The 14,474-nt window shown below is 67.1% G+C and carries 13 protein-coding genes; 4 read left to right on the plus strand and 9 right to left on the minus strand.

What is annotated here, in order from left to right:
* Nucleotides 1–75 precede the first annotated feature (75 nt).
* The 3 genes from ODI_RS20700 to ODI_RS20710 all read right to left on the minus strand — a co-directional run bounded on the left by ODI_RS20700 (nucleotide 76) and on the right by ODI_RS20710 (nucleotide 3,432).
* Complete coding sequence (locus ODI_RS20700; RefSeq protein WP_331716307.1) at nucleotides 76–687, minus strand: ATP synthase subunit I; 612 nt, start codon at nucleotides 685–687, stop codon at nucleotides 76–78.
* Between the two features lie 187 nt (nucleotides 688–874).
* Nucleotides 875–2,455, minus strand: coding sequence for a DUF1254 domain-containing protein (locus ODI_RS20705; protein ID WP_067757176.1), 1,581 nt, complete (start codon nucleotides 2,453–2,455; stop codon nucleotides 875–877).
* 200 nt (nucleotides 2,456–2,655) lie between these two features.
* Entirely contained in the window at nucleotides 2,656–3,432 is a 777-nt protein-coding gene (locus ODI_RS20710; protein WP_067757179.1) for an enoyl-CoA hydratase, read from the minus strand.
* A gap of 82 nt (nucleotides 3,433–3,514) precedes the next feature.
* On the opposite strand from ODI_RS20710, the gene ODI_RS20715 reads away from it, so the two are divergent.
* Nucleotides 3,515–5,293, plus strand: coding sequence for a M61 family metallopeptidase (locus tag ODI_RS20715; protein ID WP_067757182.1), 1,779 nt, complete (start codon nucleotides 3,515–3,517; stop codon nucleotides 5,291–5,293).
* A 34-nt stretch (nucleotides 5,294–5,327) separates the two neighbouring features.
* Here the strand turns inward: ODI_RS20715 and ODI_RS20720 are convergent, their stop codons facing one another.
* From ODI_RS20720 to ODI_RS20740, 5 genes are all read right to left on the minus strand, one after another.
* A complete protein-coding gene (locus ODI_RS20720) occupies nucleotides 5,328–6,065 on the minus strand; it encodes a branched-chain amino acid ABC transporter ATP-binding protein (RefSeq protein ID WP_067757185.1) in 738 nt (245 codons plus the stop codon).
* 4 nt (nucleotides 6,066–6,069) lie between these two features.
* Nucleotides 6,070–6,777, minus strand: coding sequence for an ABC transporter ATP-binding protein (locus tag ODI_RS20725; protein WP_067757188.1), 708 nt, complete (start codon nucleotides 6,775–6,777; stop codon nucleotides 6,070–6,072).
* Between the two features lie 13 nt (nucleotides 6,778–6,790).
* Nucleotides 6,791–7,672, minus strand: coding sequence for a branched-chain amino acid ABC transporter permease (locus ODI_RS20730; protein ID WP_067757191.1), 882 nt, complete (start codon nucleotides 7,670–7,672; stop codon nucleotides 6,791–6,793).
* 11 nt (nucleotides 7,673–7,683) lie between these two features.
* The gene (locus ODI_RS20735; RefSeq protein ID WP_067757194.1) at nucleotides 7,684–8,676 is read right to left on the minus strand and encodes a branched-chain amino acid ABC transporter permease; all 993 of its coding nucleotides are present in this window, start codon (nucleotides 8,674–8,676) and stop codon (nucleotides 7,684–7,686) included.
* A 119-nt stretch (nucleotides 8,677–8,795) separates the two neighbouring features.
* Nucleotides 8,796–9,695, minus strand: coding sequence for a LysR family transcriptional regulator (locus tag ODI_RS20740; RefSeq protein WP_067757197.1), 900 nt, complete (start codon nucleotides 9,693–9,695; stop codon nucleotides 8,796–8,798).
* Nucleotides 9,696–9,814: 119 nt separating this feature from the next.
* Between ODI_RS20740 and ODI_RS20745 the strand changes: the two genes are divergently transcribed.
* Both ODI_RS20745 and ODI_RS20750 read left to right on the plus strand, forming a co-directional pair.
* The gene (locus ODI_RS20745) at nucleotides 9,815–11,056 is read left to right on the plus strand and encodes an amino acid ABC transporter substrate-binding protein (protein ID WP_067757200.1); all 1,242 of its coding nucleotides are present in this window, start codon (nucleotides 9,815–9,817) and stop codon (nucleotides 11,054–11,056) included.
* 19 nt (nucleotides 11,057–11,075) lie between these two features.
* Nucleotides 11,076–12,479 carry an amidase gene (locus ODI_RS20750; protein ID WP_067757203.1) on the plus strand — a complete coding sequence of 468 codons (1,404 nt, stop codon included), beginning with the start codon at nucleotides 11,076–11,078 and terminating at the stop codon, nucleotides 12,477–12,479.
* Nucleotides 12,480–12,515: 36 nt separating this feature from the next.
* Here the strand turns inward: ODI_RS20750 and ODI_RS20755 are convergent, their stop codons facing one another.
* A complete protein-coding gene (locus ODI_RS20755) occupies nucleotides 12,516–13,286 on the minus strand; it encodes an IclR family transcriptional regulator (RefSeq protein WP_067757205.1) in 771 nt (256 codons plus the stop codon).
* A 135-nt stretch (nucleotides 13,287–13,421) separates the two neighbouring features.
* Here ODI_RS20755 and ODI_RS20760 point away from each other — a divergent pair, with 135 nt between their 5' ends.
* Complete coding sequence (locus ODI_RS20760; RefSeq protein WP_067757207.1) at nucleotides 13,422–14,414, plus strand: Bug family tripartite tricarboxylate transporter substrate binding protein; 993 nt, start codon at nucleotides 13,422–13,424, stop codon at nucleotides 14,412–14,414.
* The last annotated feature ends 60 nt before the right edge of the window (nucleotides 14,415–14,474 follow it).

A 14,474-nucleotide genomic window follows, 5' to 3' on the forward strand; every position in this document is an offset into this window, starting at 1 on the left:
CTACCCCGAGACTTTGCTGGTCACCGGGGCGCGCGGCGCGTCCCGGTCATGTTGCTTGGATATTCTGCCGCCCGCCTATGACAGCTTGCGGAACATCAGTAATAGTACGTAGCCCTTCAGTGCGCAGAGCAGCCCCACGAGCAGGGCTGGCCACACGATGTGGTCGCCGCCCACGCGGACTATCGCCCAGAGCAGCAACACTGTCAGACCGAGTTTGAGAACTTCGCCGAACAAGAACGTAAAAGGATTTGCACCACCCGGCCGGTAGATATCCAGCAACAGGCGCAGCCCGAAACAGGCATTGGGGATGAAATACGCCCCCGCGCCCGCCAGTGCCGACACACCTGCCGCCGGTCCCGCCACCCCCCAGGCCACCAGCGCCGCAACGAGCGCCATGAGACCCTGGGCGAAGATGGTGCGAAGCAGATCCCGCTTAGCCCTGGCTGCCACGGCAGCGCGCTCGCCCGCGCTCAGGACCACGCCTGGCTTGCCATGACCGTTACCGGCACCGGCTGCCTGACCCGAGGTCCCGACCACATTGACTTGATTGGCGCGCATGCCGCCCAGCCCTGCTTCCGGCATCGCGCCAGGACTTTGTCCAGGCATTGCCACGTTCTTTTCCCGCAAGCGACAAACCAAATAAGTATAGCGTGAATGTTTTTTGACAGGCAAATCGCGGAATCCCAACAGGGGCGCGCCCTGGCGCGACACCGCACCCTGCCTGGGTCCGCCGCGGCACAGCCAAAAAGGGACGGGTCTATGCGGGCTTACCCTGACGCATTTTCCGGGTGCCGAACGCAAAAAACGGCGCCCGAAGGCGCCGTTGTAAAGCCCAGGCCCGCGAACGCGGGGCCGGGCAGTCTCTGCTCGGAGATCAGTCGCGGCGCACCACGGGCGGCACCCACTTGCCATCCACGGCCTCGGCGCGCGGCCAGTACAGGCGCAGGTTCAGCGAGAACGCACCTTCCTTGGGCGAAGGCAGCCAGTTGGCACGGCGCTCGCCACGCGGCGCGTCATGGCTGATGTAGATCGTCAGCGAGCCATCCGGGTTGTAGCGCAGCGCATCACGGCTGCCGATGGAGTGGCGGTTGGCCTCGTTGCGGGTGTAGCCGTTTTCCGCGTTGTACAGGTTCAGCGACCAGAAGGCGTTGACGGGCGGGAGCTCGTCCTTCTTGAAATGCAGGACGTAGTCCTCGTCGCCACGCAGCATCTCGCCGTCGGAATCGACGTGCGCGACGGGATAGAGCGCGTCGTCGACCGTGTTGGCGCCCAGGCCGGCATAGGCAATGGCCGCGCGCTGGGTGTAGTCGGTGCCATAGGTGCCGATGCCATGCAGCACGGTGCGCCAGCCGTTCGCGTTCACGCCGGCACGGCTCACGGCCGTATGGATGCGCTCACCCGCCAGCGGCGCGGACAGCGCCAGCGACTCCTGCACCTGGGGATTCAGGTTCGCGAACGGCACGGTGCCATGAGGATCCAGGCCGATGCGGCGCAGGCGCTCCAGCATCGGATAGTCATTGGCGTGCGGCGGATTGATGCGCGCCGCTTCGGCGAAGATGGTGAAGAAGGTGTTGGCATCCATGCGCGCAACCTGCTCGGCGGCGGGCGTCTTGGTATCCCAGACGGGTTGCGGCTGCTGCGCGGGCGGCAAGGGCTGGGGCGTCCAGGCCGCGCCACCGTGGCCCTGCATGGCATTGGGCGGCAGGCGGCGGCCCTGCGCATCGAAGCCCGGCGCGGGCTGCGGCTGCGCGCCTGCCCATTGGCTGTAGGGCGTGGCGGTCAGCGAGGACTGCAGCTGGTTGACCGCGGCGATGTCGTCACGGGCGTTGGCCTGGATGCGCACGCTCAACCAGCCCACGTTGGTGGGGCTGCGCAAGACGGTCACGTTGGCGGGCGCCTGGCCTTGCCATTGCGGCCCAACGATCAGCACCTGCTGCTCGCCGCCACCCGTGGTGCGCGGGCCCAGCGAGGCGAACTGGTCAGTCCACGCGTCGAAGATGGGCGCGAAGTAATAGCGTCCGCCGGTGTCGGGAATGCGAACGAAGATAGGCTCGCGCGACACGTCGAACCACAGGTTCGAGTACAACAGGTCGAAGTTGGGCCAGGCGGCATGCGGCGTGTCGGCCGACGGGAACGCGATCTTGTGGCCGAACTGGTTGACCGGCGCGCGGCCGTCACCGGTGGCGCTGCCGCTGGTGGCAATGCGGCGCGTCACTTCCTGCAGGACCAGCGGATAGGCGTAGACGTAGGCGTCGATCGAGATTTCACGCAGTTCCTGCGCGGACATCGGAGCCACGGGCGCGATCTGCGGCTGGGCGCTGGGAGCCGGGGTCTCGGACACCAGGCGCAAGCTCGGGGTCGGTTGCTGGCCGTGCACGGCTGTGATGGCGCTCAGGCTGAAGGCACCGGCAAGTACCGCTGCGGCCCAGGTCCGCGAAAAGATGGATTCACGCATGTAAGGCTCCTAGTGTTTGTCATTGCGCGGACATATGACGTTCTCCTGCCATGCTCAAGACATGGCGCCCTGTCATCGCCCTCGGATTGCCAAGCCAGAATATTCAAAGAGCCTGCAACAAGGTATAGCGCAAACGTATCAAGCTGAAAGCCCCGTGCAGCCTGCCGCACGGGGCTTTCAGCGCCATGTTGCGGATAGGTTCAGCGGTGCTTGAAGTCGGGCTTGCGCTTCTCGACGAAGGCGGTCGTGCCCTCGGTCTTGTCCTCGGTGGCGAAGAGCGAATGGAACACGCGGCGCTCGAACAGCACGCCCTCGGCAAGCGACGACTCATAGGCGCGGTTGACGCTTTCCTTGGCCATCAACACCGACGGCAAGGACATGCCGGCAATGATCGTGGCGGCTTCCAGCGCTTCGTCCAGCAACTTGTCGGCCGCCACCACGCGCGATACCAGGCCCGAGCGCTCGGCCTCGGCGGCGTCCATCGTGCGCGCCGTCAGGACCAGGTCCATGGCCTTCGCCTTGCCCACCGCCCGCGGCAGGCGCTGCGTGCCGCCCGAGCCGGGGATGAGGCCCAGCTTGATCTCCGGCTGACCGAACTTGGCGGTGTCGGCGGCGATCACGATGTCACACATCATCGCCAATTCGCAACCGCCGCCCAGGGCATAGCCGGCCACGGCGGCAATGACGGGCTTGCGCACGCGCCGCAGGGTTTCCCAGTTGCGGGTGATGAAATCGCTGCGATAGACGTCCATATAGGACCAGTCTTTCATCGCGGTGATGTCCGCGCCCGCCGCGAAGGCCTTCTCGCTGCCGGTGATGACGATGACGCCCACCGAGTCATCGGCGTCGTACTTCAGCAGGGCTTCCCCCAGCTCGTTCATCAAGGCATCGTTGAGCGCGTTGAGCGCCTTGGGGCGGTTCAGGGTCAGCAGGGCGACGCGGCCGCGGGTTTCGGCCAGCACCAGGGACTCGGACATGGATGTCTCCTCTTGGGGGGAATGGTCGGGATGGAGCGAGTGCGGAACAGGAAGGACTTGGCTTAAGGCTTAAGATTAGGCCATGAAACCGACACCCGCACTACTGTATCGCCTGCAGCCCGCCGATCCGGCGGGCCACCGCTATCGCATCACCCTGACGGTCGACGCGCCCGACCCGGCCGGGCAGCGCTTCACGCTGCCGGCATGGATACCCGGCAGCTACCTGATCCGCGACTTCTCCCGCCAGGTCGAGACGATCTCGGCGCGCGCCGGCACCCGCGCCGTGGCGCTGACGAAGCACGGCGACCACGGCTGGACGGCGGCGCCCTGCCGCGGACCGCTCACCTTGGCCTACACCGTCTATGCCTGGGACCTGTCGGTGCGCGGCGCGCACCTGGACGACACCCACGGCTTCTTCAACGGCACCAGCGTCTTCCTGCGCGTGGAAGGCCAGGAAGACCAGCCCTGCCTGCTGGACATCGCCGAGCCCGTCGGCATCCAGGGCTGGAAGGTCTACACCAGCCTGCCCGAGGCCCGGGGGATGGCCGGCGCGGCGCGGCGGCACGGCTTCGGCCTGTACGCCGCGCCCGACTACGATGCGCTCATCGACCACCCCGTGGAAATGGGCACGCCGCAAGTCGTGCGCTTCACCGCGCACGGCGCCGAACATGAGATGGTCTTCACCGGCGAGATCCCCAACCTGGACCTGGCCCGCATCGCCGAAGACACCAGGCGCATCTGCGAAGCGCAGATCGCCTTCTTCGAACCTCGCACGAAGCGCGCGCCCTTCCTGGACAGCGCCACGCGCTACGTGTTCATGACGCAGGTCACGGGCGACGCCTATGGCGGACTGGAGCACCGCGCCTCGACCGCGCTGATGGCCTCGCGCAAGGACCTGCCGGCACGCGGCCAGGCCGGGCAGAGCGAGGGGTATCGCACCTTCCTGGGACTGGTCAGCCACGAATACTTCCACACCTGGCACGTCAAGCGCATCAAGCCCGCCGCGTTCGCGCCCTACGACCTGTCCGCCCCCGCCCACACGCGCCTGCTGTGGGTGTTCGAAGGCTTCACCTCGTATTACGACGACCTCATGCTGCTGCGCGCGGGCGTCATCGACCGCGCGGACTACCTGGGCCTCGTCGGCAAGACGATCGGCGGCGTGGCACGCGCGCCGGGCCGCCACAAGCAGTCGGTGGCGCAGAGCTCGCACGACGCCTGGACGCGCTATTACAAGCAGGACGAGAATTCGCCCAATGCGCTGGTGAGCTACTACACCAAGGGCTCGCTGGTGGCGCTGGGCCTGGACCTGACGATCCGACAGGCCACCGGCAACCGGCAGTCGCTTGATGACGTGATGCGCCTGATGTGGCGCAGGCATGGGCGGGACTTCTATCGCACCGCGGACGGCCGCGGCGGCGCGCAGCTGGGCGTGCCCGAGGATGGCATGGCTGCATTGGTGCACGACGCCACCGGCGTGGACGTGTCGGACTTCCTGCGCCGCTACGTCGAAGGCGTGGCGGATGTGCCGCTGGATACGCTGCTGCCGGCGCAGGGCGTGCCGGTCAGATGGAAGGCCGGCTCGGCGCTGCCTGGACTGGACGCGCGCACCCGCAAGCAGGGCGATACGCTGGCGCTGGCAACCGTCCATGAGAACGGCGCGGCGCATCGCGCCGGGCTGTCGGCCGGCGACGTGCTGGTGGCCATCGATGGCCTGAAGGTCGACGCCGGCAACCTGGACACCGTGCTGCAGCGCTACCAGCCGGGCCAGGCGGTGACCCTCCACGCCTTCCGCCGCGATGAGCTGCGCACCTTTACGCTGCGGCTGGCCGCGCCCGGGAAGCTGGACTGCGTGCTGGGCTGACGCCAGGCACGCTCCGCCCTGGCGGACCGCGGGATCAATCGATCTTGTAGTCCATCCAGGTCGCCACCATGTCACGCAGGCCCGAGCCTTCCGCGAAGGCCTGGCGGTCACCCTCGGCCTTGTTGCGGCCCAGCTCCAGGATGTAGAGATAGTCCGAGACCTCGGCGCAGCGGCGCACGTTCTGGTCCACCAGCACCACCGTCATGCCTTCGTCGGCCAGGCCCCGCACAAAGGTGTAGATCTCCTTCGATATCTTGGGCGCCAGCATGGCGGTGGGCTCGTCCAGCAGGATGACCGAGGGCTCGATGAGCAGCGCGCGGCCGAACTCCACGAAACGCTGCTGGCCGCCGCTCATGCTGGAGACCGGATCGCGGCGTTTTTCCGCCAGGATGGGGAAGCGCGCATAGACCGAGTCGATCTGGCGGCGCACGCGCGCGCGGTCGCCGCGGAACGGCCAGCAGCCCAGCAGCAGGTTGTCCTCCACCGACAGGTCGGCGAAGAGGCTGCGGCTTTGCGGCACATAGGCCACGCCCTGCCCCGCCCGGCGGTTGGCGGGATCGCGGCTGATGTCCTGGCCGTTCAGCACGATGTTGCCGTGGCGCAGCGGCAGGAAGCCGAACATGGTCTTCAGCACGGTGGACTTCCCCGCGCCATTGGGGCCGATGATGCCGGTCACGCAGCCCTTGCGCGCCGACACGTTGACGCGGTTCAGGATGGTGATGTCGCCGTGGTAGGCCACGGTCACTTCGTTCAGGGTCAGGACGGCGTCCATGTGACTACGCTCCGAGATAGGCTTCGATGACCGCCGGATCGGACCGCACCGTGTCGGCGTTGCCCTGGGTCAGGATGGCCCCTTCGTTCATGACGATGATGTGGTGCGAGAGCTGGTAGATCGAGGTCAGGTCGTGCGAGACCAGCACGACCGAGCAGCCATGCTCGACGGGGATCTCGGCGATGAGACCGATCAGCATCCTGGCCAGCTCGGGGTTCACGCCCGCGAAGGGCTCGTCCAGCAGGATGAGCCTGGGCTTGGCCACCATGATGCGGGCCAGCTCCACCAGCTTCTGCTGGCCGCCCGACAACTCCTCCGCGTAGTTGTGGCGCAGCCGCAGCAGGCCGACCTTGTCCAGCCAATAGGCGGACAGGTCGTCGCGTTCGGCTTCGCTGGCCCTGGCGCCCACCTGCGCGACATCCATGTTCTCCATCAGCGTCATGCGCTGGAAGACTCTTGGCACCTGGAAGGTGCGTCCTATTCCCAGCGCCGCCACCTGGTGCACCTCGCGCCCGATGAGCGGTTCCCCCGCCAGTTGGATGGAGCCTGAATCGGCGCGGTAGATGCCGTTGATGCAATTGAGCATCGTGGTCTTGCCCGAACCGTTCATGCCTATCACGCCCAGGATCGTGCGGTCGGGCACGTCCAGGTCTATGCCTCGCAGGGCCTGCAGCCCGCCGAAGCGTTTCTTGAGATCACGTACCGCCAGCATGTCGCTCTCCTTTTCAGCTCAGCTGACGCTGGCCCAGCAGTCCCGAGGGACGAATGAAGATCATGGCGACCATCAGCAGGAAACCCAGCGCCGTGGCCATGGACGGATTCATGTAGACCACCGCCACCTGCTCGGTGATGCCGTAGAGCAGCGCGCCGACCAGGGCGCCGATGGGGTGCCCCAGGCCGCCCAGCACGATCACCACGAAGCCGATCAGCGTGTAGTCATTGCCCATGAAGGGGCTGAACGAGGGGAAGACCATGCCGATGATGACGCCGGTGGCCGCGGCCAGGCCGATGCCCAGGCCGAAGGCCACCGCCGACAGGCGCTTGGCGTTGATGCCGACGATGCTCACCGCGTCGCGGTTCATGATGATGGCGCGCAGCGCCTTGCCCACCTGGGTGCGGTACAGGAAGAAGGTGAGCGCGGCCACCAGCAGCAGCGCGATGCCCAGCGCGATCAGGCGGATGGTCGGCAGGATGATCTCGCCGAAGGACAGGAAGACCGGCTCGACGGCCACGTCCAGCGTGCGGGCGTCCGCCTCGAAGCACAGCAGCATGGCCGCGCCCAGCGAGATCGACACGCCGAACATCAGCAGCAGGGAACTGGTCTCGGGATCGTCCGACTTGGCCATGCGCGGCACCAGCAGGAAATACAAGCCGTAGCCCAGGATGAAAAAGCTGATGAAGGCCAAGGGCAGCGCAACGAAGGGATTGATGCCGAAGACCGACAGCAGCACCCACGCGAAGTAGGCGCCCAGCACCAGGAACTCCCCATGCGCGAAGTTCACGACGCGCAACACGCCGTAGATGATGTTCAGGCCCAGGCCGACCAGGCCATAGAGCGCGCCCAGGATGAGGCCGTTGAGCAGCCCCTGTATCAACAATGCATTCATGGCGTTTCCCCTCAGGCGATGTAGCGGCGCAGTTGCGGCTTGTGCTTGAGCAGGCTGCCCACCACGCCGCGCGGCAGGAAGAGCATCAGGCCGATGATGACCAGGCCCAGCAGCAGCAGGTTCAGGAGAGGGAAGCGCTCCCAGATGAAGTGGTCGACGCCGTAAAGCGCGATGGTGCCCACGACCGGCCCGAGGATCGTGCCGAAGCCGCCCGCCATGCCGTAGATGATGCTCTTGGCCGTGACCAGCACATGGAAGGAGTATTCCGGGTCGACCACGTTGGTGTACCAGGCCTCCACGCCGCCCACCAGCGCGGGAATGAGCGCGGCCAGCAGCCAGGCCTTCAGGCGCACACGCGGCACGTCGATGCCCACGCAGGCCGCCGCCCCAGCGTCGTCCTTGATGGCGCGCAGCTGCCGCCCCAAGCGCGAGCGTGACAGCCACAGCACGAGCGCCAGCGCGCCCGCCATGATGGCCAGCATGGCGTAGAAGCTGTGCAGGGGGTTGTTGGCGCTGGCCAGGATGAGGCCCATGCTGCCGCCCGTGTAGTGATCGGGCAGGTTGGCGATGAGCAGGCGCACGATGGTGGCCAGGCCCAGGCTGACAATGCCGAAGTACACCCCCTTCAAGCGCAGCGTGGGCGCCATCAGCAGTGCGATCAGCACCCCGGCCGCGCCCGCCGCCAGCAGCGACGGGAAGATGGGCAGTTCCAGCACCCGGTAACAAATGCCGGTCGCATAGGCGCCGACGCCGTAGAACACCACGTAGCCGAAGGGCAGGTAGCCCGTGAAGCCCACGCAGATGTTCATGCCCGTGGCCATGGCGATCCACAGCATCAGGTAGAACGCGAAACTGGCGTTGCTCGAGACCATGGGCACCAGGGCCATGGCGACGACCAGCACCACGAACAGACCTGCCGCGATGCGATATCGCAGCCGGTCCACCCCTTGGTCTTGCTGACGCTGGCTGGCGTACGCCGCCGCGTCCAAGGCTTGCCTTTGCATCTGTCTCACTCCAGGTCGGACCGTTGGCGGTCACTTGTATGGGTAGCGGCAGTATGCGCCCGGCAAACCTATAAATTCAAGTTAACGATTACTGGTAAAAACCCTGGAAACCTGAAATTTCACTCGTTGCGGTACAGGCCACGCAACACCTGCGCGAAGCGCTTGGCGACCTCGGAGAGCGGCCGGTCTGCCGCATGCACCAGCAGCATGCGCAGAGGCAGCGGCTCGTCGATGGGCACGACCCTCAGTTGCGGCCAGATGTTTTCCGCCACGGAAAACTCGTCGACGATGGCATAGCCCATGCCGGTGTTCGCCAGGGCGCAGGCCAGGTGCGAGGTAGGCACATCGGCCATCACCTTCGGCGCCAGGCCCGCGCGCGCAAAGGCGTTGGCCGCCACCATGCCGAAATGCAGACGCTCGCCCACCACGATCTGCGGGAAATCCACCAGGTCGGCCAGCGAAACGTGGCGCTTGCGCGACACTTCATAGGCCGTGGGAATGACCGCCACCAGCCGCCCCTCGCACAGGGTCTGGCTGGTCAGGAAAGGATGCTCCGCCGGGATCGTGAGCACCGCCGTATCGACCTCTCCGCTCAGCAGCTTCTCGGCGACCTCCTGGATGGTCGTCTCGGTCTGGAAGCGCAGGAAGGTGCCCGGATAGCGCTCCCGGAACGCCGCCAGCGCCCGGGGCATCACGTGCGTGCTGAGGCTGGGATTGGACGCCACCTTGAGCACGCCACCCCGGGAGTCGACCAGCGCGCGGGTCATGTCGTTGACGCGCTGCAGCGCCTTCTGGGCGCGGTCGATCTCGGGCAGCAGGTCATTCAACGCCTTGGCCGGGCGCAGCCGTCCCCGTATCCGCTCGAAAAGCGCGACCCCCACCTGGGCCTCGGTCTGCGCCAGCATCCGGCTGACGGCCGGCTGGGTCACGTCGAGCTGCTTGGCGGCGGCGCTGATCGAACCGGAGGTCACGACCGTCCATAGCATCTCGATCTGCTTGAAATTCAGTTTTGGCGTCATGCTCAACCTATAAATATTTGGTATATGCTATTCGACAGGCGGACCCAGATCACGCCGTAATAGTAGCGGCACCCCGCCTTGCCAATACCAACCACCACCCATCGATGGGGGAGACAACCATGCTTTTGCACGGACTGACATTCAAGAAACTTGGCATCACCCTGGCAACGCTCGCACTGGGCGCCGGCGCCCTGGCGCCCGCCACCGCGCAGGAGGCCCCGCCCCTGCGCATCGGCATGACCGTATCGTCCACCGGCACCTTCGCCCTGGCGTCGCAATCCGGCGTGCGCGGCGTCGAAGTCTGGGTGGATGACGTGAACAGCCGCGGCGGCATCGAGATCGACGGCAAGAAGCGCCGCGTCGAACTGGTCAAGCGCGATGACCGCAGCGACAAGCAGATGGTCACCCGGGTCTATGAAGGCCTGGTCAGCAACGAAAAGGTGGACATGGTCTTCGCCCCCTTCGGCTCGACCCTGACGGCCGCTGCCGCCACGGTCACCGAGCGCCTGGGCAAGTTCCTGATGATCTGGTCCGCCTCCAGCGACCCGCTGTACGACCAAGGCTTCAAGTACGTGGTGTCCGGCACGCAGATGCCGGCCTCGCTGCAACTGCGCCTGCCCATGCAGCATGCCAGGCAGGTGGGCGGCAAGAAGGTCGCCATCATCTATTCGGACGAGCCCTTCCCCACCGCGCTCGCCACCGGCGGCAGGGACCAGGCCGAGAAGAGCGGCCTGGAGGTCGTGCTGTTCGAGCGCTATCCCAAGGGCCAGAAGGACTTCAGTACGCTGCTGCAGAAGGTGCGCGCGGCCGGGGCGGACGTGTTCTTCCCCACCTCGTATGAAGGCGACCTGATCAGCATCGCCCGCCAGATGAAGCAGTTGAACATCAACTTCCCGTACACCTTCATGTTCTACGCCTCGACGCCGCAATTCCAGGCCATCGGCAAGGACGGGGACTACATCTTCAGCAACACCAACTACGACCCGGCCATCAACTGGAAGGTCAATGCCGGGCTGGACCGCGCGCAGTTCGCCAAGGCCTACGAGCGCCTCTTCCCCAAGGCCGAATTCGCGCCCGACTTCCAGACGGCGCTGGCCTACGGCGCGGGCGTGGTCACCGAAGCCATCATCCAGAAGGCCCAATCCACCGACCCGGCCAGGATGAAGCAGGCCGCGCTGGACCTGTCCGGCAAGCTGACGGTGATGGCAGGCCCCTACGAGATCGACGCGCACGGCAAGCAATTGCAGATGCCTTTCCCGGTCGTGCAGCTGCAACCCGGCAAGGGCATGGTGCCGCTGTACCCGGCGGACGTGGCCACCGGCAAGCCGATTTATCCGATCCCGGCCTGGAACCAACGTTGAAGCGAGCCACGAGAACAGCATGAACGACGCCGTATTCCACCCCATCGAGCAACTCTCCGGCCTGCTCGCGCAGGGCAAGCTGAGCGCGCGGGCGCTGACCCGCGCCTACCTGGACCGTATCGAGCGTTACAACGACACGTTGAACGCCTACGTCGCGGTCTATTCCGAGGACGCCCTGCGCCAGGCCGAGGCCGCCGACACCCGTCGCGGCATGGGCCTGGCCCTGGGCCCGCTGGACGGCATCCCGCTGGCGGTGAAGGACCTGTGCGGGCTGGCCGGCAGGCCGCTGACCGCCGGGTCCCGCACCCTGGCGGGCCAGACCGCGGCCACCACGGCCACGGCCATGGAGAAACTGCTCGGGGCGGGCGCCGTGATCCTGGGGCACGCCCAGATGGTGGAATACGCGTTCGGCGCCTGGGGTGTGAACCCCTTGCTGGGCACCCCCCGCAACCCCTGGGACGCCGCCGTGCACCGCGTGCCCGGCGGTTCGTCCAGCGGGTCGGGGGTGGCCGTGGCCGCGGGACTGGCCGCCGCGGCCATCGGCTCCGACACGGGCGGGTCCATCCGCACGCCGTCCATGCTCAACGGCATCACCGGCCTGAAGCTCAGCGCCGGCCGCGTCAGCCTGGCCGGCTGCGTGGACCTGTGCCACACGCTGGACACGCTGGGTCCCATGGCCCGATCAGCCTGGGACGCGGCGCTGCTGGCAGGCGTCATGGCGGGCGCCGACCCGAAGGACCCCCGCACGCTGCACACGCCCCAGCCGCCCATCGTGGCACGCCGCGCGCCGGGACTGCCGCGCCCGCTGTCGGGCAAGGTCATCACCACGATTGCGCTGGGCAGCCTGCCCCACGCCCTGGCGCCCGCCTTCGCGCAGGCCTATGCGGAAACGGCCGCGCACCTGCGCGGGCTGGGCGCGACCGTGCATGAACGCCCCCTGCCCTTCGACCTGCGCCACATGATGGACTGCGTCGGGCAGATCATTTCCTGCGAAGGCTATTCGCTGTACGACGCCGTGGTGCGCGATGCGTCCACGCCCATGGGCAACGCCGTGCGGCAACGCATGCTGGCCGCGGAATCGGCCAGCGCGCGCGACTACCTGCGCCTGCAGATCGCGCACCGCCATGCGTGCGACACCTGGCTGGACTGGATGCGCGACACCGATGCGCTGCTGATGCCGGGCCTGCCCATCACGGCGGCGCCGCTGGAAGGCCTGGATGAATCTTCCACGGCGCTGTCCATCTATACGCGGCCCGCCAACTTCCTGGGCGCCTGCGCCCTGGCCCTGCCCGCCGGCTTCGCGGACGGCCTGCCGCTTGCCGTGCAGCTCTACGGCAAGCCCGCCGACGAATCGGCCGTGCTGGAGATCGGCGTGGCCCTGCAGGACGTGACGGACTGGCACCTGCGCCATCCGGCGCTGTAGCCGCCGCACCAAGACCTGGGCCGGATTGCCTCCGGTTCAGGCACTCACCCGGGCCACCGCCACCCGCATCTGCTCCGCGATCTGCCGCTGGCGGCTGGCGGGGATGCGGTCGATCATCGTGCACGTGCTGATGGCCAGCACCGGATAACCCCGCTCATCCAGCACCGGCACGCCCACGCCCAGCGCGCCCGGCACCGCCGAATTCCCCACCACCGACCAGCCGCGGTCACGCGTGTTGTCCACCAGGCGATGCATCTGCGCGGCGGTCATGCCGCCGTAGGCGCGCAAGGCCTTGTCGTTCTGCGCGATCAGTTCGCTGGCCTCGTTCGGCGGCAAGGCTGCCAGCAGGGCCAGGCCCGCCGCGCCCACGCCCAGCGGCTGCCTGTGGCCGATGGTGACCGACAGCACCTGCAGGGCATAGTTGCCCACCTCGCGGTGCAGGCACAGCGAATCGCTGCCCGCACGGCAGATCAGGAAGGCGGAGTCGCCGGTGATGTCGCTGATGTGCCGCAGCACCGGCTGCAGGCGCCTCACCGCATGCCCGTGCGCATCGGGCTGCGGCGCCCAGTCCATGGCGATGCCGAAGCGCTTCGTGCGCGGATCGCGCTGCGCATACCCCTCTTCGACCAGGACGTCCAGGTAGCGATACACCGTGGGCCGTTGCAGGCCCGTGGCGTGCGCGACCTCGACCACGTGCAGGCCTTCCGGCCCGGCTTGGCGCAGGGCGCCCAGCACCTGCAGGCCGCGCCGCAGCGTGCGGGGCAGGCTGCCGGCGGTCTCGCCGGCGGACGGATCTCTTGTCGGCATGGCTGTCTCCCGGCTCTCCCGCCGCTTGTCCAAATGATGGACAACGGTGATTGGAGGCCTTGTCAGTGTTGTCCGATGATGTTCGCACAAGCAAAAACTTTGTCCAAGCAATGGACAAATACAAGGAGACAAACCATGAATGGACAGCCCCTGCGCCGGATGCGCATATTGGCCGCAGTCACCTGCCTTGCCCTGGCGCCCACCTGGGCGGCCCAGGCCGCCTATCCCGACCGGCCCATCACCTTCGTCGTGGGCTATGCCGCCGGCGGCGCCACCGACATCCTGGCCCGGCTCGTCGCCAAGGGCGTCAGCGAAGAGTTGCGCCAACCCGTGGTGGTGGAGAACCGCACCGGCGCCAACAGCAATATCGGCGCCGAGGTCGTGGCGCGCGCCCAGCCCGACGGCTACACGATCTACGTGGGCTCGATCGCCAACACGATCAACCGCACGCTCTACAGCAAGCTGAACTACGACCTGCGCGAGTTCGCGCCGGTGGCGCTGCTGGCCACGGTGCCGAACATCCTGGTGGTGAACCCGAAGGTGCCGGTCAAGACCGTGCAGGAATACATCGCGCACGCCAAGGCCAACCCGGGCAAGTTCAACTGCGCCTCGTCGGGCACGGGCTCGTCCATCAACATGTCCTGCGAACTCTTCAAGATGGAGACCAAGACCAACATCCTGCACGTGCCCTATCGCGGCAGCGGCCCCGCCGTGGTCGACCTGCTGGGCGGACAGGTGGATTCGATGTTCGACAACCTGCCCTCTTCCATCGGCCACGTGCAGGCCGGCAAGCTGCGCGCGCTGGCCGTCACGGGCGCCAAGCGCGCGCCGCAGGCGCCCGACGTGCCGACCATGCTGGAAACCGGCATCCCCGAGCTGAAGGACTTCAACGTGGTTTCTTGGTTCGGCCTGACCGCGCCGCCGGGCACGCCGCCCGAGGTGGTGAAGACGCTGCACGACGCCACGCTGCGCGCACTGAAGCGGCCCGAGATCGTGCAGGCCTATGAAAAGAACGGCTTCGACGCGCCCCCGCCACCCAATACGCCCCAGACCTTCGCCAAGTGGATCAATGACGAGACCGAGCGCTGGGGCGCCGTGGTCCGCGCCGCGGGCCTGAAGGCGGAATAAGCCCTGCCGGCTGCACAGGAAGTCCGCCTGCCGCGCGCCACGTGCGCGGCAGGCGGCAGC

Source organism: Orrella dioscoreae, assembly GCF_900089455.2.
Taxonomy (GTDB): Bacteria; Pseudomonadota; Gammaproteobacteria; order Burkholderiales; family Burkholderiaceae_B; genus Orrella; species Orrella dioscoreae.